20 protein-coding genes are annotated in these 21,329 nt (G+C 71.7%); 18 read left to right on the plus strand and 2 right to left on the minus strand.

The annotated features are described in order from the left end of the window. Nucleotides 1-35: 35 nt before the first annotated feature. The 18 genes from ACLZN2_RS40880 (at nt 36) to ACLZN2_RS40965 (ending at nt 17,145) form a co-directional block, all read left to right on the plus strand. A complete protein-coding gene (locus ACLZN2_RS40880; RefSeq protein ID WP_416984751.1) occupies nt 36-1,124 on the plus strand; it encodes a hydrogenase expression protein HypE in 1,089 nt (362 codons plus the stop codon). A 110-nt stretch (nt 1,125-1,234) separates the two neighbouring features. Then, complete coding sequence (locus tag ACLZN2_RS40885; RefSeq protein WP_416984752.1) at nt 1,235-3,016, plus strand: nickel-dependent hydrogenase large subunit; 1,782 nt, start codon at nt 1,235-1,237, stop codon at nt 3,014-3,016. Beyond that, nucleotides 3,013-3,546, plus strand: a complete 534-nt coding sequence (locus ACLZN2_RS40890) for a hypothetical protein (RefSeq protein WP_416984753.1) — start codon at nt 3,013-3,015, stop codon at nt 3,544-3,546. Before ACLZN2_RS40885 ends, ACLZN2_RS40890 begins: the two co-directional genes overlap by 4 nt. Further along, a complete protein-coding gene (locus tag ACLZN2_RS40895) occupies nt 3,543-4,172 on the plus strand; it encodes a DUF5947 family protein (protein ID WP_416984755.1) in 630 nt (209 codons plus the stop codon). The genes ACLZN2_RS40890 and ACLZN2_RS40895 overlap by 4 nt, the downstream gene beginning before the upstream one ends. After that, nucleotides 4,169-4,873, plus strand: a complete 705-nt coding sequence (locus ACLZN2_RS40900) for a DUF6084 family protein (RefSeq protein WP_416984756.1) — start codon at nt 4,169-4,171, stop codon at nt 4,871-4,873. The genes ACLZN2_RS40895 and ACLZN2_RS40900 overlap by 4 nt, the downstream gene beginning before the upstream one ends. Then, the gene (locus tag ACLZN2_RS40905) at nt 4,870-6,318 is read left to right on the plus strand and encodes a hypothetical protein (protein WP_416984757.1); all 1,449 of its coding nucleotides are present in this window, start codon (nt 4,870-4,872) and stop codon (nt 6,316-6,318) included. Before ACLZN2_RS40900 ends, ACLZN2_RS40905 begins: the two co-directional genes overlap by 4 nt. Further along, nucleotides 6,315-6,848 (plus strand): hydrogenase maturation protease, encoded by a 534-nt coding sequence (locus ACLZN2_RS40910; protein ID WP_416984758.1) that lies wholly within the window; start codon nt 6,315-6,317, stop codon nt 6,846-6,848. The genes ACLZN2_RS40905 and ACLZN2_RS40910 overlap by 4 nt, the downstream gene beginning before the upstream one ends. Nucleotides 6,849-6,876: 28 nt before the next feature. After that, nucleotides 6,877-6,990, plus strand: a complete 114-nt coding sequence (locus ACLZN2_RS40915; protein ID WP_416984759.1) for a DUF6893 family small protein — start codon at nt 6,877-6,879, stop codon at nt 6,988-6,990. 151 nt (nt 6,991-7,141) lie between these two features. After that, nucleotides 7,142-7,534 carry a hydrogenase maturation nickel metallochaperone HypA gene (gene hypA / locus ACLZN2_RS40920; RefSeq protein WP_416984760.1) on the plus strand — a complete coding sequence of 131 codons (393 nt, stop codon included), beginning with the start codon at nt 7,142-7,144 and terminating at the stop codon, nt 7,532-7,534. Between the two features lie 3 nt (nt 7,535-7,537). Further along, a complete protein-coding gene (gene hypB / locus ACLZN2_RS40925; protein WP_416984761.1) occupies nt 7,538-8,305 on the plus strand; it encodes a hydrogenase nickel incorporation protein HypB in 768 nt (255 codons plus the stop codon). After that, nucleotides 8,302-10,665: a carbamoyltransferase HypF gene (hypF, locus tag ACLZN2_RS40930; protein WP_416984763.1), complete on the plus strand. Its 2,364-nt coding sequence runs from the start codon at nt 8,302-8,304 to the stop codon at nt 10,663-10,665. The genes hypB and hypF overlap by 4 nt, the downstream gene beginning before the upstream one ends. A 46-nt stretch (nt 10,666-10,711) precedes the next feature. Beyond that, nucleotides 10,712-11,014 carry a HypC/HybG/HupF family hydrogenase formation chaperone gene (locus ACLZN2_RS40935; protein ID WP_416984764.1) on the plus strand — a complete coding sequence of 101 codons (303 nt, stop codon included), beginning with the start codon at nt 10,712-10,714 and terminating at the stop codon, nt 11,012-11,014. Further along, nucleotides 11,011-12,138, plus strand: coding sequence for a hydrogenase formation protein HypD (hypD, locus tag ACLZN2_RS40940; RefSeq protein WP_416984765.1), 1,128 nt, complete (start codon nt 11,011-11,013; stop codon nt 12,136-12,138). Before ACLZN2_RS40935 ends, hypD begins: the two co-directional genes overlap by 4 nt. Continuing rightward, nucleotides 12,131-13,210 carry a hydrogenase expression/formation protein HypE gene (hypE, locus tag ACLZN2_RS40945; RefSeq protein ID WP_416984767.1) on the plus strand — a complete coding sequence of 360 codons (1,080 nt, stop codon included), beginning with the start codon at nt 12,131-12,133 and terminating at the stop codon, nt 13,208-13,210. Before hypD ends, hypE begins: the two co-directional genes overlap by 8 nt. Before the next feature lie 101 nt (nt 13,211-13,311). Further along, a complete protein-coding gene (rfbA, locus tag ACLZN2_RS40950; protein ID WP_416984768.1) occupies nt 13,312-14,259 on the plus strand; it encodes a glucose-1-phosphate thymidylyltransferase RfbA in 948 nt (315 codons plus the stop codon). Continuing rightward, nucleotides 14,256-14,855 carry a dTDP-4-dehydrorhamnose 3,5-epimerase family protein gene (locus ACLZN2_RS40955; protein ID WP_416984769.1) on the plus strand — a complete coding sequence of 200 codons (600 nt, stop codon included), beginning with the start codon at nt 14,256-14,258 and terminating at the stop codon, nt 14,853-14,855. Before rfbA ends, ACLZN2_RS40955 begins: the two co-directional genes overlap by 4 nt. 181 nt (nt 14,856-15,036) lie before the next feature. After that, the gene (locus ACLZN2_RS40960) at nt 15,037-15,954 is read left to right on the plus strand and encodes a hypothetical protein (protein WP_416984770.1); all 918 of its coding nucleotides are present in this window, start codon (nt 15,037-15,039) and stop codon (nt 15,952-15,954) included. 75 nt (nt 15,955-16,029) lie between these two features. Further along, on the plus strand, nt 16,030-17,145 hold the full coding sequence (locus ACLZN2_RS40965; RefSeq protein WP_416984772.1) for a glycosyltransferase: 1,116 nt from the start codon (nt 16,030-16,032) through the stop codon (nt 17,143-17,145). A gap of 24 nt (nt 17,146-17,169) precedes the next feature. On the opposite strand, the gene ACLZN2_RS40970 is transcribed toward ACLZN2_RS40965, so the two are convergent. Further along, nucleotides 17,170-18,447, minus strand: a complete 1,278-nt coding sequence (locus ACLZN2_RS40970; RefSeq protein ID WP_416984773.1) for a glycosyltransferase — start codon at nt 18,445-18,447, stop codon at nt 17,170-17,172. Between the two features lie 637 nt (nt 18,448-19,084). After that, on the minus strand, nt 19,085-21,325 hold the full coding sequence (locus tag ACLZN2_RS40975) for an endonuclease (protein WP_416984774.1): 2,241 nt from the start codon (nt 21,323-21,325) through the stop codon (nt 19,085-19,087). Nucleotides 21,326-21,329: the final 4 nt, after the last annotated feature.

Below are 21,329 nucleotides of genomic sequence, written 5' to 3' on the forward strand. Positions count from 1 at the left end.
GGCCTTCGTCCCTTACCTCCCCAGGAGGCGGTCCCATGAGCCAGGCGACGCCGAACACGGTCGGCGCTGCGGACGCCACAGGCGCGCCCGCAGACGAGACACCCACGATCCACGTCCTCTGGATCAATGCCGGCCTGAGCTGCGACGGCGACTCGGTCGCGCTGACCGCGGCCATGCAGCCGAGCATCGAGGAGATCGTCCTCGGTGCGCTGCCCGGCCTGCCGAAGATCCAGGTGCACTGGCCGCTCATCGACTTCGAGAGCGGGCCGGTCGGCGGCGCCGACACGTTCATCGAGTGGTTCTTCAAGGGGGAGCGGGGCGAGATCGACCCGTTCGTCCTGGTCGTCGAGGGCTCCGTCCCCAACGAGGCGATCAAGCCGGAGGGCTACTGGTGCGGCTTCGGCGACAACCCGGAGACCGGCCAGCCCATCACCACCAGTGAGTGGATCGACCGCCTCGCGCCCAAGGCCCTCGCGGTCGTCGCCATCGGCACCTGTGCCACGTACGGCGGTATCCACGCGATGGCCGGCAATCCGACCGGCGCGATGGGCGTCCCGGACTACCTGGGCTGGGACTGGAAGTCGCAGGCCGGCATCCCAATCGTCTGCGTACCCGGCTGTCCGATCCAGCCCGACAACTTCGCCGAGACCCTCACCTATCTGCTCTACCAGGCGGCCGGTGCCGCCCCGATGATTCCGCTGGACGACAAGCTGCGTCCGACCTGGCTGTTCGGGGCCACCGTCCACGAGGGCTGCGACCGGGCCGGCTACTACGAGCAGGGCGAGTTCGCGGAGTCGTACAACTCGCCCAAGTGCCTGGTGAAGATCGGCTGCTGGGGCCCGGTCGTCAAGTGCAACGTGCCCAAGCGCGGCTGGATGAACGGCATCGGCGGCTGCCCGAACGTCGGCGGCATCTGCATCGCCTGCACCATGCCCGGCTTCCCCGACAAGTTCATGCCGTTCATGGACGAACCCCCCGGCGCCAAGGTCTCCGTCACGACCAGCGGCGTGTACGGCTCCGTGATCCGCAGGCTGCGGGACATCACCGCGAAGACGGTGGACAAGGAGCCCAAGTGGCGCCGTACCGGAGAGAAGATCACCACCGGTTACCGGCCCCCTTGGTGACGTCCCCTCACCCCCTCGCTCCCCTCACCAGTGACCACGCGTGACCCGCTTCTGCTTGGTGCACCCCCCACACCCGAACCCCCCGCGCAACGAAGGGCACGGCAACGACCATGGCAAGGACGAAGGCGGCCGGAGACGGCACCGGTCTGGTGGAGATGTCCTGGGACCCGATCACCCGGATCGTGGGCAGTCTGGGCATCCACACGAAGATCGACTTCAAGCAGAAGCGGGTCGCGGAGTGCTACAGCACCTCGTCGGTGTTCCGCGGCTACAGCGTCTTCATACGCGGCAAGGACCCCCGCGACGCCCACTTCATCACCAGCCGCATCTGCGGCATCTGCGGCGACAACCACGCCACCTGCTCGGTGTACACGCAGAACATGGCGTACGGCGTGAAGCCCCCGCATCTCGGTGAGTGGATCATCAACCTCGGCGAGTCCGCGGAGTACATGTTCGACCACAACATCTTCCAGGAGAACCTGGTCGGGGTCGACTACTGCGAGAAGATGGTCAAGGAGACCAACCCGGGCGTCCTCGAACTCGCCGAACGCACCGAGGCCCCGCACGCCGCCGAGCACGGCTACCGCACCATCGCCGACATCATGCGCTCGCTCAACCCCCTGGAGGGCGAGTTCTACCGCGAGGCCCTCCAGGTCAGCCGCTACACGCGCGAGATGTTCTGCCTGATGGAGGGCCGCCATGTGCACCCCTCCACGCTCTACCCGGGCGGCGTCGGCACGGTCGCCTCCGTGCAGCTCTTCACCGACTACCTGAGCCGCCTCATGCGGTACGTCGAGTTCATGAAGCGTGTCGTCCCGCTCCACGACGACCTGTTCGACTTCTTCTACGAGGCCCTGCCCGGCTACGAGGAGGTCGGCCGCCGACGGGTCCTGCTCGGCTGCTGGGGCGCGCTCAACGACCCAGAGCACTGCGACTTCACGTACGCCAACATGACGGACTGGGGCCGGCGCATGTTCGTCACACCCGGCATCGTCGTCGACGGCAAACTGGTCACCAACGACCTCACCGCGATCAACCTCGGCATCCGCATCCTGCTGGGCAGCTCCTACTACGAGGACTGGCAGGGCCAGGAGCAGTTCGTCACCCACGACCCGCTCGGCAACCCGGTCGACCCGCGCCACCCCTGGAACCAGCACACCATCCCCGCCCCACAGAAGCGGAACTTCGACGACAAGTACAGCTGGGTCATGTCCCCGCGCTGGTACGACGGCAAGGACCACCTCGCCCTGGACACCGGCGGCGGCCCCCTCGCCCGCCTGTGGTCCACCGCCCTGTCCGGACTCGTCGACATCGGCTACGTCAAGGCCACCGGGCAGAGCGTGGTCATCAACCTGCCGCGCACCCTGACCAAGCCGGAGACCACCTTCGAGTGGAAGATCCCGAAGTGGTCCAACGCCCTGGAGCGCAACCGCGCCCGCACCTACTTCCAGGCCTACGCCGCCGCCGTCGCCCTGCACTGCGCGGAGCAGGGCCTCGAGGAGGTCCGCGCCGGACGCACCCAGACCTGGGAGAAGTTCGAGGTCCCGGACGAGAGCATCGGCTGCGGCTTCACGGAGGCCGTCCGCGGCGTCCTCTCCCACCACATGGTGATCCGCGACGGCAAGATCGCCAACTACCACCCGTACCCGCCCACCCCCTGGAACGCCAGCGTCCGTGACTCCTACGGCACCCCGGGCCCGTACGAGGACGCCGTGCAGAACACCCCGATCTTCGAGGAGAACCCGCCTGAGAATTTCAAGGGCATCGACATCATGCGCACCGTCCGCAGCTTCGACCCCTGTCTGCCCTGCGGCGTCCACATGTACGTCGGCGGCGGGAAGACCGTGAAGTCCCTGCACGTGCCCACCGGCCTGAGCGGACTGGGCGGATGAGCGCGCCTGCCGCGCCACGCCCCATGACGGCGGAACAGACCGGACGCCGCGTCGAGGAGATCCTCGACCGGCTGGCCACGAGCGGCGACCGTGCCGCCGCGGCCTCGGCCGAGGAACTCGTCCGCTCCCTCATGGACTTCTACGGCTCCGGCCTCGCCCGTGTCGTCGAGCTGCTGGACTCCGCTCCCGGCGAGCCGCTCGCCGAACTGCTCGACGACGACCTAGTGGCGAGCCTGCTCGTCCTGCACGACCTGCACCCCGAGGACCGCGACACCCGGATCGCCAGGGCCGTGGACGGCGTCCGCGACCAGCGGCTGGAGGTGGTGGGCTTCGAGGAGCACAGCGGCACGCTGCGACTGCGCGCCCGGGCGGGCGGCGGCTGCGGCTGCGGCTCCGGTACGGACGCCGCACGGGCCGCCGAGGCGGCGCTCGCCTGCCTCGCCCCCGAGGTCAGGGCCGTGGACGTGGAGACCGCCCCCGCCGGACCCACGCTCCTGCAGATCGGCACGGCACCGACGGGGGCCCGATGACCACGACCACCCCCGGCCTGCGGAGGTTCCTCACCGAGCGTCCGCCACAACCGGAGCGGTGCGAACTGTGCGCGGTGGTCGTGCCCGAGGGCCACCGCCATCTCGTCGACACCGAGAAGCGTGCCCTCGTCTGCGCCTGCACGGCCTGCGCGGTGCTGATGGAACAGCCGGGCGCCGCCGCGGGCCGCTTCCGCGCCGTCCCGTCCCGCTACCTCAGCGACCCCGGCCACCGTCTCGACGAGCGGGCCTGGGAGGCGCTGCGGATCCCCGTCGGCGTCGCCTTCTTCTTCCGCAACGCCGCCCTGGACCGGCTGGTCGCCCTCTACCCGAGCCCGGCCGGAGCCACCGAGAGCGAACTGGAACCGGACACCTGGACGGCGGTCCTCGGCGGCAGCCCGCTCGCCGGCCTCCTCGAACCCGACGTGGAGGCACTGCTGCTCCGCCGCACCGACGACCGCGTCGACTGCCACCTCGTGCCCATCGACATCTGCTACGAACTCGTGGGCCGTATGCGCCTGTTGTGGCAGGGCTTCGACGGCGGCCGGGAGGCGCGCGCCGCGCTGGACGCGTTCTTCACGGACGTGGCGCGCCGCGCCCGGCCCCTGGCGGAGGCGGTGCGCTCATGACCGAGTTCTCCTTCACCTGCACCGGCGTCCGCGCCGACCGTTTCGCCGCCGGGCCGACCCTCGTCTTCCGGCTGCGGGTCACCGCGTCCGGCGACACCCCCGTGCACGCCCTCGCGCTGCGCTGCCAGATCCGCATCGAACCCGCCCGGCGTGGCTACGGCTCCGACGAGGCCGACGGCCTCCAGGACCTCTTCGGCGAGCGCTCCCGCTGGGGCAGCACCCTCAACCCGGTGCAGTTCGCCCAGGTCCCGCTGATGGTGCCCGCCTTCACCGGGGAGACCGAGGCCGACCTCGTCGTCCCCTGCACCTACGACCTGGACATCGCCGCCACCCGCTATCTCGACGCCCTCACCGACGGCGAGGTCCCGCTGCTGATGCTGTTCTCCGGCACGGCCTTCACCGGCGCCGACGGCTTCCGCGTCGAGCCCGTCCCCTGGGACCGCGAGGCGGCCTTCAGGATGCCGGTCGCCACCTGGCGGGAGATGGTCGAGCAGCACTTCCCGGGCTGCGGCTGGATCCGGCTGCCCCGCGACACCATGGACGCCCTCCTCGCCTACCGCTCCCGGCACGCCCTGCCCTCCTGGGAGGCGACCGTCGGGGCCCTGCTCGGCGGAGGCGCGCCGGTCGACGCTGTCGAGCAGCCCGAGAGCCGCGACCCGCTGCGCGCGCTCACCGCCCTGACCGTGAGGAACGACCCGTGACCGTGACCGGGTTCGCCCCCGAGACCGAGGAGCGGTTCGCCCTCGCCCGGCAGGTGGCCGACGCCGTCCTCTTCGAGGGCTATGTGCTCTACCCGTACCGCGCCTCGGCCGCCAAGAACCGGCTGCGCTGGCAGTTCGGGGTACTGGTGCCGCCCGCCTGGGGCGCCGGGTGCGAGGAACACGACTTCCAGCACACCGAATGCCTGATGGAACCGAGAAGGGGCGCGACCCTCGCCGTCGAGGTGCGCTTCCTGCACGCCCGTCGGCGCACCGTGCAGCGGGCGCGCCCGGACGGCGACTACGACACCGTCCCCGAACTCCGCCTCGACGACCGGGTCCTGGTGCCCTGGGACGAGGGCGGCGAGGAACGCGTCGAACTCGTCGTACCGGTCGAGGAGTTGCTCGGCGACGGCGTCACACACCCCTTCCGCCTGCCGGCCCGCGAGGACACCGAACCGGTCCTGGACGCGGCGGGCCGCACCGTCGGACGGCTGCTCCGGCGGTCCGAGGAGATCCACGGGACCGTCCGGCTGTCCGCCGCCGAACTCGACGGCCCCTACCGGACGGTGCGGCTGACCGCCGTCGTCGAGAACACCAGCACCTGGACACCCCCTGAGGGCCGCGCCGCCGACCGGGACGCGGCGCTGCCGCACTCCCTGGTGGCCACTCACCTCCTGATGGCCCTCAGCGCCGGATCGTTCCTGTCGATGACCGATCCCCCCGAATGGGCCAGGGGAGCCGTCGCCGCCTGCCGCAACCTGCACACCTGGCCCGTCCTCGCGGGCGAACCCGGCCGCGCCGACCTCGTGCTGTCCTCCCCGATCATCCTGGAGGACCATCCGGCCATCGCGCCCGAGAGCCCCGGCGCGCTCTACGACGCCACCGAGATCGACGAGATCCTCGCCCTGCGCACCGCCGCCCTCACCGACGAGGAGAAACGCGAGGCCCGGGGCACCGACGAGCGGGCGGCCGCCGTGATCGACCTGGCGGACTCGATGCCGGCGGAGGTGCTGGAGCGTCTGCACGGCGCGGTGCGGGGCCTGCGTGAGGTCACCGGGGAGGCCGACTCCTCCGACTCCTCCGACTCCTCCGACTCCTCCGGCTTCCCCGACGAGCACGGGGTGCGGCGCCCCGACACCCCCTGGTGGGACCCGGCGAGCGACGCGGGCTTCGACCCGGACCACGACACCGTCGTCGTGGGCGACACGCCCGTCGGCAAGGGCAGCCGCGTCGAGCTGCGGCCCGGCCTGCGGCACACCGACGCACAGGACCTGTTCCTGCACGGTCGCACCGCGACCGTCGAGGCCGTGCTGCACGACGTCGACGGCACCGTGCACCTCGCGGTCACCGTCGACGGCGACCCCGGCGCGGACATCCGCCGCGAACAGGGCCGCTATCTCTACTTCCAGCCGGACGAAATCGTGCCCCTGGAGGCCGGTCCATGACCCGCACCCTCGTGGCCGGCATCGGCAACATCTTCCTCGGCGACGACGGCTTCGGCGTCGAGACCGCGCGCCGACTGGCCGCACGCGGACTGCCCGCGCACGTCGAGGTCGCCGACATCGGCGTACGCGGGGTGCACCTCGCCTACCAGCTCCTCGACGGCTACGACACCCTCGTCCTCGTCGACGCCACCGCACGCGGCGAGACCCCCGGCACGCTCTACGTCATCGAGTACGACGGTCCCGGCGCCGAGCCCGGCGCGGTCCCCGCGATCGACGGCCACCGGATGACCCCCGACACCGTCCTCGCCCTGCTGGACACCCTGTGCGCCGGCACGGGCGGACAACCGCCCCGGCGCATCGTGATCGTCGGCTGCGAACCGGCCTCCGTGGAGGAGGGCATCGGACTCAGCCCACCGGTGTCCGACGCCGTACCCAGGGCCGTACGGCTGGTCGAAGAGCTGCTGCGGGACGGCGAGCCGTCCCCGGCACAGGCCGGAGCCGCCGAGGCTCCGCGAGCGAGATCGAGATGAGGAGAGCCGGGATGAAGAGGAGAGACGGATGAAGAAGATCGTCATCGGTGGAGCGGCCCTCGCCGCCATGGCCGCCACCGCCGCCGTCGCGGCCGAGCTGTTTCCCGACCTCAGGCGGTACGTGCGCATCCGCCGCATGTGACACCGCGTCACCGCCGTGCGGGCCGCGCGGTTGCGTCGAACTGCGTACCCGCGCGGCCCCTGACGGCGTGCCGGGTCGGGCGACCCGCCCGCACCCGCCTCTAATGAAGGCCGGCGCGGGGCACGCCCACGCCCGGGGAGGTCCGAGACCCATGCACGAGATGTCCGTCGCGCTGGCCGTCGTCGACCAGGTGACCGAGGCCGCCGAGCGCGCCGGGGACGTCACGGCGGTCCGCTCGGTACGGCTCCAGGTCGGCGAACTGGCCGGCGTCGTCCCCGACTCGCTCTCCTTCTGCTTCGAACTGGCCTGCGCCGGGACCCTGCTGGAGGGCGCCGAACTGGTCACCGAAGCCGTACCGGGCCGCGCCCGCTGCACGTCCTGCGCACACGAGTGGGCCGTCGGCATGCCGCCCCGGCTCATCTGCCCCGGCTGCGGCGGCACGCGTACCGACCTGTGCGCCGGGCGGGAGCTGCAGATCGCCTCCGTGCGGTGGCAGGACGGCGAACCCGCGCCCACCGGCGAACCGATCCACGAGGAGTGCTGAACCATGTGCCGTGTCGTCGACCTGCGGCAGGCCGTACTCGCGAAGAACGACGCGAGCGCCCACGCCCTGCGCGACCGTCTCACCGCCTGCGGCACCACCGTCGTCAACCTGCTCTCCAGCCCCGGCAGCGGCAAGACCGCGCTGCTGGAACAGGAACTGTTGCGGGCCCGTGAGCGGTCCGTGTCCGTCGCCGCGCTGACCGCCGACCTCGCCACCGAGAACGACGCGACACGCCTGGCCCGTTCGGGCGTTCCGGTCAAGCAGGTGCTCACCGACGGACTGTGCCACCTGGAGGCGGGCATGCTCGCCGGGCACCTGGACGGCTGGCTGCCCGAGGACACCCGGCTGCTGTTCGTGGAGAACGTCGGCAATCTGGTCTGCCCCGCCTCCTACGACCTGGGGGAGACCCTCCGGGTGGTCCTCGCCTCCGTGACCGAGGGCGAGGACAAGCCGCTCAAGTACCCCACCGCCTTCGGCCTCGCCCACCTCGTCGTCGTGACCAAGACCGACCTCGCAGCGGCGGTCGAGTTCGACGGGATCGCGTTCCGGGCGAACGTGGAGCAGGTCAACCCGGGCGTGGAGGTGATCATGACCTCGGCCCGCCGGGGCAAGGGCGTCGGCGCGCTGCTCGACCGGGCGCTGGCCGCGGCGGAGGGCACACCCGTCCATACGCCGGTCATGGCCCGTCAGACGCACGAACACCCCCCTGCGCACGCCCGGGCTCATACACACGTGGACGCGGCCGACGCCCTCGCCCACACCCACCCGTGAGCGCTTCGCCGTCCCCGGCCGTCGTCACCGGCGACCGGCCGCTGCGCCGCCGGGTCGTCGTCCGGGGCGTGGTGCAGGGCGTGGGCTTCCGGCCGTACGTCTACGGCCTCGCCACCGAACTCGCCCTGGTCGGACACGTCACCAACACCCCGGAGGGTGTCGTCGCCGAGGTCGAGGGCAGCGGCGCGGCCGTGACCCGCTTCTGCGAACGCCTCGCGCTCCAGGCGCCCCCGCTGGCCGTGGTGGAGTCGGTCCACCACCAGGAACTGCCGCTCACGGGAGGCGAGGCGTTCACCATCCGCGCCTCCCGCACCGACGGCCCGGCCCGCACCCTCGTCTCCCCGGACACCGCCACCTGCGCCGACTGCCTCGCCGAACTGGCCGACCCCGCCGACCGGCGCCACCGCCACCCCTTCGTCAACTGCACCCACTGCGGCCCCCGCTTCACCATCGTCACCGGCGTCCCCTACGACCGGGCCCACACCACCATGGCCGGCTTCCCGATGTGCGCCGACTGCGCCCGGGAGTACGGCGATCCGGCCGACCGGCGCTTCCACGCCCAGCCGGTCGCCTGCCCGGCCTGCGGACCGAGGCTGCGGCTGATCGCCCCGGCCGCCGTCGGTGATCCGATCGCCGGGGCCCGTACGCTGCTCGCGGCCGGCGCGATCCTCGCCGTGAAAGGCCTGGGCGGCTACCACCTGGCCTGCGACGCGACGAACGACGAGGCCGTGGCCCTCCTACGGCGGCGCAAGGGGCGCGGCGACAAGCCGTTCGCCGTCATGGCCCGTCGCACGGCCGACATCGAGCATCTCGTACGACTCGGCCCCGAGGAGCGGCACCTGCTCGAAGGCGGCGTGCGGCCCGTCGTACTGCTGCGACGACGCCCCGACCCGTCGTACGCGGCCGGGGACCCGCGGCCCGCCGCAGCGGTCGCGCCCGGCAGCCCCGACCTCGGTGTGATGCTGCCGTACACCCCCGTGCACCATCTGCTGCTGGGCCTGCCCGGCGATCCGGACGGGTCCCGGCTGCTCGTCATGACCAGCGGCAACGTGTCCGGGGAGCCGATCGTCACCGACGACACGGAGGCCCTGGAGCGGCTCGCGCACCTGGCCGACGCCTGGCTCGTCCACGACCGGCCGATCCATGTGCCCTGCGACGACTCCGTGGTCCGCGTCTGCGACGGCGAGCCCCTGGTGATCCGCCGCTCGCGCGGCTACGCGCCCCTGCCGGTCCCCGTTCCGCTGCCCGTCCGCCCCGCCCTCGCCGTCGGCGGGGACCTGAAGAACGCCTTCTGTCTCGGCGCGGGCCGCAAGGCCTGGCTGTCGGCGCACATCGGTGACATGGACGACCTCGGTACGCAGGGCGCCTTCGACCGTGCGGTGGGGCAGCTGGAGTCGATCACGGGCGTACGGCCCGAGCTGCTGGCCGCCGACCGGCACCCCGGCTACCGCTCCACCGGGTGGGCCGACCGCAATGCCGCCGGGCGGCCCGTGACGCGGGTCCAGCACCATCACGCCCATGTCGCCGCGGCCATGGCCGAGCACGGCCTCGACGGCACGCGCCCGGTGATCGGTGTCGCCTTCGACGGCACCGGCCACGGCGACGACGGGGCGGTGTGGGGCGGGGAGTTCCTGCTCGCGGACTACGACGGCTTCACCCGGTTCGGGCACCTCGCGTACGTCCCGCTGCCCGGCGGCGACGCCGCGGTGCGTCGGCCCTACCGCATGGCGCTGTCCCATCTGCGGGCCGCCGGACTCGACCGGTCGGCCGACCTGCCCTGCACGGCCGCCTGTCCACACGACGAGATCGGTGCCCTGGAGCGGCAGTTGGAGCGCGGTCTGAACTGCGTCCCCACGTCCAGCATGGGCCGGCTCTTCGACGCCGTGTCCTCCCTCGCCGGGGTGTGCCACCGCGCCGGATACGAGGCACAGGCCGCCGTCGAGCTGGAGGCGGCCGCCCTGCACGCGCCCGCCGGGGACGCCACCGCGTACGACTTCGCCCTGCGCGCACCCGAGGAGGGCGGGCGAGGTGCCGTACAGGCCGATCCGGCACCCGTTCTCGCGGCCGTCGTCCGTGACCTGCGCGCCGGGTGCGCGCCCGCCCTGGTCGCGGCCCGCTTCCACCGGGGCGTGGCCGGGCTGGTGCGGCGTATGTGCGTGCTGGCCCGGGAGCGGCACGGCCTCGGCACGGTCGCCCTGACGGGCGGTGTGTTCGCCAACACGCTGCTGTCGACGGCCTGTCGCGCCGTCCTGCGCGAGGACGGCTTCACGGTCCTGCGGCACCGCCTGGTGCCGCCGGGCGACGGCGGCCTGGCACTGGGCCAGCTGATGGTGGCCGCACGGACGACGAACACCGACTGACCGGCGCCCGCGGCGCCCGTCCCAGACCCACAGCGAGGAGAGGCCCATGTGCCTGGCGGTACCCGGCAGAGTGCTGGACATCGAGGAACGCGACGGCACCCGGATGGCCACCGTCGACTTCGGCGGCGTGGTCAAGGAGGTGTGCCTGGAGTACCTGCCCGACCTCCGGGTCGGCGAGTACGCCATCGTCCACGTCGGGTTCGCCCTGCAACGGCTCGACGAGGAGTCGGCGAAGCAGACGCTCGAACTCTTCGCCGAACTCGGCATGCTGCAGGAGGAGTTCGGCGACGCCTGGGAGACGGCGGCGGCCGAGGCGGGCCGGGACGTCGTACGGGAGGCCGGGCAGTGAAGTACATCGACGAGTTCCAGGACCCCGACCTGGCACGCCGGCTCCTGGACGACATCCACGCCACGGTCACCCGGCCCTGGGCGCTGATGGAGGTCTGCGGCGGTCAGACGCACAGCATCATCCGCCACGGCATCGACCAACTCCTCCCGGACAAGGTCGAGTTGATCCACGGGCCGGGCTGTCCCGTGTGCGTGACCCCGCTGGAGGTCATCGACAAGGCGCTGGAGATCGCCTCCCGGCCGGAGGTGGTCTTCTGCTCCTTCGGCGACATGCTGCGCGTGCCGGGCACCGGACGGGACCTGTTCCAGGTGCGCGGCGAGGGCGGTGACGTACGCGTCGTCTACTCGCCGCTCGACGCCCTGCGGATCGCGCGGGAGAACCCCGACCGCGAGGTGGTGTTCTTCGGCATCGGCTTCGAGACGACCGCGCCGCCCAACGCCATGACGGTCCACCAGGCGCACAAGCAGGGCATCCGCAACTTCAGCATGCTGGTCTCCCACGTCCGCGTTCCCCCCGCCATCGAGGCGATCATGTCGTCGCCGACCTGCCGGGTGCAGGCCTTCCTCGCGGCCGGGCACGTGTGCAGCGTGATGGGCATGGGGGAGTACCCGGAGCTGGCCGATCGCTTCCGGGTGCCGATCGTCGTGACGGGCTTCGAGCCGCTCGACATCCTCGAAGGCGTACGCCGGACCGTACAACAGCTGGAGCGCGGCGAGCACACCGTCGACAACGCCTACGCCCGCGCCGTCCGCCCCGAGGGCAACCCGGCCGCACGGGCCATGCTGGAGGACGTCTTCGAGGTCACCGACCGCGCCTGGCGGGGCATCGGGGTGATCCCCGGCAGCGGCTGGCGGCTGGCCCCGAAGTACCGCGACCACGACGCCGAGCACCGCTTCTCCGTCGAGGACATCCGGACGCGGGAACCGGCCGAGTGCCGCAGCGGAGAGGTTCTGCAGGGCCTACTCAAGCCGCACGAGTGCGCCGCCTTCGGCACCCTGTGCACCCCGCGGACCCCCCTGGGCGCCACGATGGTCTCCAGCGAGGGCGCCTGCGCGGCGTACTACCTCTACCGGCGGCTGGACGTGCCCGCCGGCCCGGCCCGGGAGGCGAGCCCCGTTGTCTGACACCACCCCTGTCCCGGCTCCCGCGGTGGACCTGGAGGCGTGGACGTGCCCGGCGCCCCTGCGCGACCGCCCCCGGGTCGTCATGGGGCACGGGGGCGGCGGGGTCCTCTCCGCCGAACTGGTCCAGCAGATCTTCGCCCCGGCCTTCGGCGGCGAGGTGCTCTCCCAGCTCGGCGACTCCGCCGTCCTCTCGCTCGGCGGTTCACGGCTGGCCTTCTCCACCGACTCCTACGTGGTCCGCCCGCTGTTCTTCCCCGGCGGCAGCATCGGCGACCTGGCGGTCAACGGCACGGTCAACGACCTCGCCATGAGCGGCGCCCGCGCCGCGTACCTCTCCTGCGGGTTCATCCTGGAGGAGGGCGTCGAACTCGACACGGTCACCCGGGTCGCCGAGGCGATGGGCGCGGCGGCGCGCACCGCCGGGGTGGAGGTGGCCACCGGGGACACCAAGGTGGTGGAGGCCGGCCACGGCGACGGGATCTACGTCAACACGGCCGGCATCGGGATCGTCCCGGCGGGCGTCGACCTGCGGCCGCAGCGGGTCGTCCCGGGGGACGTCGTGATCGTCAGCGGGGCCATCGGCGTCCACGGGGTGGCGATCATGAGCGTCCGCGAGGGCCTGGAGTTCGGGGTGGAGATCGCCAGCGACTGCGCGCCGCTCGGCGGCCTGGTCGAGGCCATGCTCGCCGTCACCCCGGATCTGCACGTCCTGCGCGACCCCACCCGGGGCGGCCTGGCCGCCGCGCTCAACGAGATCGCGAGCGCCTCCGGCGCCGGGGTGGTCCTCCAGGAACGGGCCGTACCGGTCCCGCCGGCCGTGGCCAACGCCTGCGCCATCCTCGGCCTCGACCCCATGTACATCGCCAACGAGGGCAAGCTGGTGGCCTTCGTCCCGCGCGAGCACGCCGAGGCGGTGCTCGCGGCGATGCGGGCCCATCCGCTCGGCGCGGACGCCGTGATCATCGGTGAGGCCGTCGAGGCACACCCCGGCATGGTCGTGGCGCGCACCGGACTGGGCGGCACCCGCGTGGTCGACCTGCCGATCGGGGAGCAACTGCCGCGGATCTGCTGAACCGGCCTCGTGCCCCGCCCTTTCTGATCCCCCGTGAGAGGGCCGGGGCCGGGGCCGTGTTAAAAACCGGTATTACCGGATGGTTGTCCTATGGTGATTCCGTGCGTGGAATTCTGTTGGCCGGAGGTACCGGCTCGCGACTTTGGCCGTTGACCCGGTCGGTGTCGAAGCAACTGCTGCCCGTCTTCGACAAGCCCATGGTCTATTACCCGCTGTCCACCTTGGTGATGGCCGGCGTCCGGGAGATTCTCGTCATCACCACCCCCGAGGAGCAGGGCCGGTTCCGTCGGTTGCTCGGTGACGGAAGCCAACTGGGCCTGCGGCTGGAATACATGGCGCAGAAACGTCCGCAGGGCATCGCCCACGCATTCGTGCTGGGCGCCGAATTCATCGGCGGCGAATCCGTCGCCCTCATCCTGGGCGACAACATTTTCCACGGCAGTGGACTCGGCACCCGGCTGGCCCGGCGCGAGGATCCGGTGGGCGGCCGGGTGTTCGCGTATCAGGTGGCCAATCCCTCGGCGTACGGCGTGGTGGAGTTCGACGAACGCGGCCGGGCGGTCTCCATCGAGGAGAAACCGGCCCGGCCCCGATCCCGCTACGCCGTCCCCGGACTGTACTTCTACGACGACCGCGCCGTGGACCTCGCCCGGGCCCTACGGCCCAGCGCCAGGGGCGAGTTGGAGATCACCGACCTCAACCGCGCCTATCTGGAGGCGGGGGAACTCCAGGTCACCCGGCTCGACCGGGGCACCGCCTGGCTGGACACCGGAACCTTCACCTCCATGGTCCAGGCATCGGAGTTCGTCCGGGTCATCGAGGAGCGCCAGGGCTTCAAGGTCGGCTGTGTCGAGGAGACGGTCTGGCGGGCCGGCCTGATCGACGACGACCGGCTGCGGGAACTGGCCCGGCCACTGCTGAAGAGCGGATACGGCCACTACCTGCTGGGGCTGCTGGAAGACTCCCCGCATGCCGTCATGGCCCAGAGGGCCCAGGAGCGTCCGCGTGACGCGCAGGGGCTCTCCGGCGCGAGAAAGGTGAGCACGTGAAACCGCTCGGGATCGAAGGGGCGTGGGTGGACACGCCCAGGGTGTTCACGGACGACCGGGGCCGCTTCCACGAGTGGTTCAGGAGCGAGACCTTCCGGGACGCCGTCGGGCACGGGTTCCGGTTCGAGCAGGCCAACTGCTCCCGCTCCGTACGGGGCACGCTCCGCGGTGTCCACGGTGCGGCGGTCCCGCCGGGCCAGGCGAAATACGTCACCTGCGTCAGCGGCGCCGTCCTCGACGTCGTGGTCGACATCCGCGTGGGTTCCCCGACCTTCGGGACCTGGGAGGCGGTGCGCCTCGACGACGCGACGCATCGCTGCGTCTATCTCTCGGAGGGGCTCGGCCACGCCTTCATGGCGCTGGAGGACGACTCCACCGTCGTCTACCTCTGTTCGCGGGGATACGCACCGGACCGTGAGTTCGGGATCGATCCGCTCGACCCGGCCCTGGCCATCGCCTGGCCCGACGATCTCACACCCGTCCTTTCCGAAAAGGACGCCGCGGCGCCCACGCTGGCGGAAGCCGAGCGGCAGGGCCTCCTGCCGTCTTTCGAGGAATGTGTGGCCTATCGCGAAAGCCTGGTGGGTGATTCGTGAGCCAGGTGACGCCGCTCGGGTGATCCTCATGGTCGAGACGGGTCGTTCTTTAGTCATTTTTTCATATCGGTGGAAGGAATGAGGTCGTTCATGGCCGGAAGGAGACACGACGACCCAGCGGGCCGACGCACGCCGCGTGCGCGCCGCCGTCTGATCCCTCCCCAACGTGAGGAAGGTTCTCTTGAACCGTAGAACGATCCGAATCGCGCGCCTGAAGTCCGCCACGATGGTGACGACGGGCGCGGCCGCGGTGGCGCTGAGCGTTGTGCCGAGCACGGTCGCCATCGCCGACGCGATGCAGCGGCCGGACGCCGGCCGTCTGGTGGTGCAGGAACTCCCGCCGGGCGTGACCGAGGCGGCCGTGGCCGACGCGGTCCGCCGGGCCGGTTCCGACGGCCGTGCGACGGTGCAGTCGTACGGCGGGACCTCCGCGGACAAGGACCGCGAGCCCCATCACCAGGTACAGAAGGGCCCCCGCGGCCCGCAGGGCCCCAGGGGTCCCCAGGGTCCGAAGGGCCACGACGGCAGGCCCGGCAAGCCCGGACCTCAGGGCGCTCAGGGCGCTCAGGGCGCTCAGGGCGCACAGGGTGCGACGGGTGACACCGGTGCCGCCGGCGTCCAGGGTGCGCAGGGCGCCCAGGGTGCTCAGGGCGCGCAAGGTGCCCAGGGCGCGACGGGTGACACCGGTGCCGCCGGCGTCCAGGGTGCGCAGGGCGCCCAGGGTGCCCAGGGCGCGCAGGGTGCGACGGGTGACACCGGTGGCACCGGCGTGCAGGGCGCTCAGGGTGCTCAGGGAGCACAGGGTGCCCAGGGCGCGCAGGGTGCTCAGGGTGCTCAGGGCGCGCAGGGTGCGAGCGTGGCGCTCACCACGTACATCGTGACCGCGACCGGCACCGACGCGGGGACCGGCACCACCTCGGCGACGGCCGCCTGCGCAGACGGCGACCTTGTCACCGGCGGCGGGTTCATCGCGACCACCGGTTCTCCCGGTACGAGCCAACCGGTCCAGGTCACCGGTACGCAGCAGGGGTGGCAGGTCTCGCAGCTCGGCGACGGGGGGATCACCGCCTTCGCGGTCTGCGCCGACGTCACGCCGTAGTCCCCTGTGAAGTGAGTGACGGTGCCCCGAGGCCCACCCTCGGGGCACCGCCGACATACAGCCCCGGGAGGGCCCGTGAGACCGACGGTCTGTCTGAACATGATCGTCAAGGACGAGGCGCCGGTGATCCGGCGCTGCCTCGAATCCGTGCGTCCCCTGATCGACACCTGGGTCATCGTGGACACCGGTTCCACCGACGGCACGCAGGACATCGTCCGCGACGTCTACGGCGATCTGCCCGGGGAACTGCACGAGCGGCCCTGGAAGGGATACGACGGGAGCCGCACCGAGGCGATCGAACTCGCCCGCGCCCGGGCGGACTACCTGCTCTTCATCGACGCCGACGACACGATGGAGGTGGAGCCCGGCTTCCGCATGCCGGACCTGACGCACGACGCCTACCGGGTCGACATCCGCACGCCGCACTTCCGCTACTGGCGCCCCGCCCTCGTGTCCACACGGCTGCCCTGGCGGTATGTGGGCGTCCTGCACGAGTACATCGACTGCGGCGCGCGCTTCAGCCTCGGCACCCTCACAGGTGCCGAGATGATCATCATGGGCGGTGGGGGGCGGCTCAGACACGAAGGCGCCCGGACGAAGTACCTCCGCGACGCCGGCATCCTGGAGAAGGGCCTGGCCGAGGAGCCCGGCAACGCCCGCTACGCTTTCTACCTCGCGCAGAGCTGGCGGGACGCGGGTGAGCTGGAGAAGGCGGTCGAGGCCTACGACCGCCGGGCGTCCATAGGGGGCTGGCAGGAGGAGGTCTACTGCGCCCGCCTCTGGGCCGCGCGGCTCGCGGAGAGCCTCGAACGGCCGCCTGCCGAGGTGATGGACCGATACCTCCGCGCGTACGAGACCCGGCCCTCACGCGCCGAGGCCGTCGGCGAGCTGGCGCGTCTGTGCCGTACGAGCGGCCCGCGCTGGCCCCTCGCCCACCTGTTCGCGCGCCAGGCCGCAAGCATCCCGCTCCCGAAGGACGCCCTGCTCGTCGAGACCCGCTGGTACGAGTGGCAGGCGCTCGACGAACTCGCGGTGGCCGCCTACTGGGTGGGCGAGTACGAGGAGGCCAAGGACTGCTGCGAACGCCTGCTGGAGAGCGGCCGGCTGCCCTCTGATCAGCGTGAGCGGGTGACGCGGAACCTCGAGGCGGCCCGAGGACACCTGGGCCTGACAGAGCTCGCTGGGGTCTGAGCACCACGCTCACGGGCGCGCGAGCTACACCAGCAGCTTTCCGCCGCAGCGCGCGGCGCCCTCCTTCATCGCGATCAGGTTGGCGACCACGTACGAGATGTCCTTCTCGGAGTGCCACTCGCTCGGGAAGTAGGTCACCAGGCGGGAGGACTGGAAACGGGCCTCGATGTCGGGGACGAAGGCACGGTACTGGTCGTCCGTGTAGTACCAGAACGAGTTCTCGTTGTAGTACGCCACGTGCGTCGGGTCCTGGTAGGCGCCGCGGCCGTCGGAGCTGGCCGTCATGGTGAGCAACATGCCGCCGGGTGCCAGCAGCCGGTACAGCTCGTTGATCAGCGGCACCTTCGCGGGGACGTACTCGAGGAAGTTCACCGCCCGCACCAGGCCGACGGAGTCGTCGGGCAGGTCGAGTCCCCCGGGCAGGGTCGCCACGATGTCGACGCCCTCGCCCTCCCGTCGGTCGACCCCCGTGTAGCCCGGCGGCTTCCGGTGTGCCGAGCCGAGGTCCAGGGCGAGCAGTCCACGCCGGTGCGTCCAGGCCAGCGCGTTGGCCTCGATGTACTTGTCGTACAGGGTGACCGTCTCGCGCTGGATGTGTGCGTTGATCTCCGGCTCGCACTGGGTGTTCGCGGAGTGGACCCGCTGGAGGTACAGGCAGCGGTTGATGTGATGGAAGTCGCCGAGGTGGAAGAGACGGCACATCAGGTCCTGGTCGTCCAGCACCGTGCGCGACGCGTCGTACCCGCCGGCCTTCTCGTAGCTCTCCTTGCGGAAGGCCCGTACATGGTTCGGCGCGTACCAGATGTAGGCGACGTTGTGCGGCGTGGGCGCGAGCGAGACGACCTGGAGCAGTCTGCGGCCGTCGACGTCCACGTCCTCGTACTGCCAGCCGAACGTCTCGTCGAAGCGGGTCTCGTCCCGCCCGCCCTCCTCGGTGATCTGCGCGGTGTTGCTGTAGACGAAGACGGCCTCGGGATGCGCGTCGAACGCCTTGCCCAGCTCCGCCAGACACGCCTTCGCCAGCAGGTCGTCGTGGTCGAGTTCCACGAGGACCTCACCGCGGGCCAGCTCACAGGCCCGGCGCTTGGCGGCACCGACACCGACGACGTCGTCCGCGATCACCACCCGGATCCGCTCGTCGGGGTACTCCGGCCGCCAGCGGGCTCCGTTGTTGAGCAGGACGATCCACTCCCAGTCCGGACAGGTCTGCGCCTGCAGCGTCGCCAGGCACTCGTCAAGGAAACGGGGCCGGTGACTGGGGGTGAAGACGGAGAACCTCGGGGTGGCGGTCGACGTGGTCATCGGAGCCTTCCTTCGCGGATGCCCCGGCCTTCAGGCCGGGGTGGGGGCACCTCCCGCTTGCGGGGGAGAAACGAGGCTCCTGCGGAGCAGGGCAGGAAGAGCCTCAACGGGAGTCCTCCCGGACGGGGCGGTCGTCGGTGAAGCAGGAACCCAGCGGGCGACCGCTGGAGTCCCCGCCTTCAGGCGTGGGAGGAAGTCAACTGCTGCTCCCTGCGTGGGTCGTTGGTTGTGGTGGCTCGGGGGCGACGGGGCCGATGCCTGTGAAACCCCGGAATCCCGCCGGTACTTGGCATGACCCACCATGGTCCGTTACCGGGCCACCGCTGTTCCGCCGAGGTTACGAGTCGGCACCGACGACAGAGCCGTACGGCAGGCGGCGCGGTGTGCGGACCACCCGAATGCACGCACGAGGGCGCGGCGGCGGGCCGGCGGCTCGACGCGGTCCAGCCCGTGCCGAATCCCTGTGGTGATCCCCGGACGCCGAGGCAGACGCCGAGCCGTGGTGCCGACCCATCGGGCTGTCCTGCGTCACCTGCGCCGTCCGACGCGCAGCGCTCGCCCGCGGGGTCCCGGGGTACTTGTACACCGGGACCCCGCAGGCGAGGCTGAACAGCTCCTGCGCGTCCACTCCACTCACTCAGTGACGCCACACGCCGGAGAAGTCGATCCGACGGGCCCAGTCGGGGTGGTCGACGAGCGGGTTGCGGTTGCCCTGGATCTCCGCGGCGGCCGCGTTGCGGTGCAGCTCGTACTCGGTCACCGGCTCGCTGTCGTGCCAGGTCAGCAGGGTGGGCAGGCGTTCCTCGGGGAACTCGCGCGGGGCGTCGCCGACCAGACCCGGGTAGCGCAGCAGGAAGTACAGGGTGGCCCGGGCGACGGTCCCCTTGCCCTGCTGCGGCTCGAACCCCTGGTCCTCGCGCATCCCGCAGGCGTCCCGGACGGTCTCCTGGAAGCCGGGGAAGTCGAAGTAGGGGAAGTTGCCGCGGTAGCTGTTGCAGCCGGGCTCGCACGCGAACAGATGGTGCAGATCGCCCCGCATGGGCTCCATCTTGGCGAACCACGACTGCGGCACCACGTGTTCGCAGTTGAACGGCATCGCGTCCTCGAGGGCGTCGAACTCCGCCTCGAACTCGGCCGGGCCCGCCGTGCTCTCGTGCAGCAGGAGCTCCCGGACCCGGGCCAGCCGGGTCTCCGCGACGGCGGCGTCGGCCCGGATGAGCTCCTCCGGCGAGAAGTCCCTGCCGGAGTAGATGCTGTGCAGCCGGCCGTCCTGGTGCAGATCGACCCACGGGTACACCAGGCGGATCGGCTTGTACCTCGGCCGGGGCGCGTGGGTCTGCTCCAGCAGACCGGTGAGCGCGCGCCGCAGCGCGTCACCGCTCAGGTCGGCGACGCCCGCGTAGTAGGCGTCGCGCGCGGCCCGGTCGGCGGCGCGGTCGTAGTACGGCCGGTCCTGGGCGAGCCGGAGGTTGACCAGGGCCGCGGTCACGTCCTTCTCGACCGCCGAGACCGTGGCCGTGTCCGCCGGGGCGGAGGCGGCCGGTGCCGTTGCGGGAGGCGGGGGTGTGAGCTGCGGGGCCGGGGGAGAGGGGACGGGCTGCGCGCCGGTGACACCGGCTGCTGTCGCCGCCGGGTACGCCGAGGGGCCCAGGCCGATGGTGACCCACAGGGGGACGGTCAGCCGCGCGGTGTCCTCGATGACGTACGCCGCGTGTGAACCGTTGGTGCCGAATCCGTTGGCGGAGGGCGGGGGCGAGGAGGCCGGTGTGCTCTCGGGTGGCGCCGGAGCCGTTGCCACGGCCGGAGCGGCGGGCCCCGCCGTGAACACCTCGTCCCGCAGCCGGGCCGCCTCGCCGGCCGGGCTCATCGCGTGCAGGGCGCCCAGCACCCGGCTGATCCGCACTCCTTCGTTCGCCTTCCACGCCAGCCGCTCCTCGCCCATGTCCGGCTGCCAGAGCGTGCCGTCCACGCTCAGCGGCCGGCCCTGCTCGTCGGTCTTCGGCACGGCCGAGTGATGCAGCGCGACGACCTCCCACTGGTCGTTGAAGACCGGCGAACCCGACGATCCCGGCTGGGTGTCGCACTCGTAGTGCAGGAAGTCGTCCAGCACGTCGACGACTTGGTTGTCGCGCAGCGCCAACTGCTTGGGCTCGCCCCGCGGATGCTGGACGATGTTCACGAACTCCCCGATGACGACCTTGCCCTGCGCCTCACTGAGTGTCAGCCGCCCGAACGACGACAACGCCTCGCCCTGCGTGCCGCGCGGGGCCACCGCGACCAGACTGAAGTCCAGCCGCCGGTCGGTGACGAAGAACCGCTGCGGTTCCAGCCGGAAGACCGCCGGTACGAGCGGACCACCGCCCACCCCGTCCTGGAAGGCGAACGCGACCTCGCTGCGGGCCGCCTCCTCCGAGTCGCCCAGGACGTGGTGGTTGGTGAGCAGCAGGGCGGGCGAGACCAGGAAGCCGGTGCCGTGGCCCCCGCCCGGCCCTCGAACGGTGATCCGGCCGACCGGACGCGCGGCCAGGACGCCCTCCTCCAGGAACGCGATCGGAGTGAGGTTGTTGCGCCCGATGAGACGCTCCAGGCCCAGCACATCGCGGCCGAAGACGTCCGGCGGCAGCAGCAGTGTGCTCCCCGCCGTGGCCGCCGGATCCGACGGCACCCGCTCGATCGCCCGGGCCAGTGACCAGTCCGCGCCGAGCCGGGCCAGCCGCTTCTCGACCCGCTCGGGATCGTCGGCGTACAGCACACCGCTCGTGGCGAGCACCGCCTTGTTGAGGTCCCGCTGCTCGGTCCGGTCCGCATAACGCCGGGCGGCGGTCGTCAGCTGGGAGAGATAGTTCGAGGCGCGCTCGGTCCGGAGTTCCGTCGTCATGGGT

The sequence above is a fragment of the Streptomyces sp. T028 genome, assembly GCF_048159505.1.
GTDB lineage: Bacteria > Actinomycetota > Actinomycetes > Streptomycetales > Streptomycetaceae > Streptomyces.

What these genes read in the sequence shown, in the direction of transcription:
- ACLZN2_RS40880 (WP_416984751.1), top strand. Translation starts at nt 36, where the DNA reads ATGAGCCAGGCGACGCCGAACACGGTCGGCGCTGCGGACGCCACAGGC.
- ACLZN2_RS40895 (WP_416984755.1), top strand. Translation starts at nt 3,543, where the DNA reads ATGACCACGACCACCCCCGGCCTGCGGAGGTTCCTCACCGAGCGTCCG.
- ACLZN2_RS40910 (WP_416984758.1), top strand. Translation starts at nt 6,315, where the DNA reads ATGACCCGCACCCTCGTGGCCGGCATCGGCAACATCTTCCTCGGCGAC.
- hypB (WP_416984761.1), top strand. Translation starts at nt 7,538, where the DNA reads ATGTGCCGTGTCGTCGACCTGCGGCAGGCCGTACTCGCGAAGAACGAC.
- ACLZN2_RS40935 (WP_416984764.1), top strand. Translation starts at nt 10,712, where the DNA reads ATGTGCCTGGCGGTACCCGGCAGAGTGCTGGACATCGAGGAACGCGAC.
- ACLZN2_RS40915 (WP_416984759.1), top strand. Translation starts at nt 6,877, where the DNA reads ATGAAGAAGATCGTCATCGGTGGAGCGGCCCTCGCCGCCATGGCCGCC.
- ACLZN2_RS40890 (WP_416984753.1), top strand. Translation starts at nt 3,013, where the DNA reads ATGAGCGCGCCTGCCGCGCCACGCCCCATGACGGCGGAACAGACCGGA.
- ACLZN2_RS40975 (WP_416984774.1), bottom strand. Translation starts at nt 21,325, where the DNA reads ATGACGACGGAACTCCGGACCGAGCGCGCCTCGAACTATCTCTCCCAG.
- ACLZN2_RS40900 (WP_416984756.1), top strand. Translation starts at nt 4,169, where the DNA reads ATGACCGAGTTCTCCTTCACCTGCACCGGCGTCCGCGCCGACCGTTTC.
- hypA (WP_416984760.1), top strand. Translation starts at nt 7,142, where the DNA reads ATGCACGAGATGTCCGTCGCGCTGGCCGTCGTCGACCAGGTGACCGAG.
- ACLZN2_RS40970 (WP_416984773.1), bottom strand. Translation starts at nt 18,447, where the DNA reads ATGACCACGTCGACCGCCACCCCGAGGTTCTCCGTCTTCACCCCCAGT.
- ACLZN2_RS40885 (WP_416984752.1), top strand. Translation starts at nt 1,235, where the DNA reads ATGGCAAGGACGAAGGCGGCCGGAGACGGCACCGGTCTGGTGGAGATG.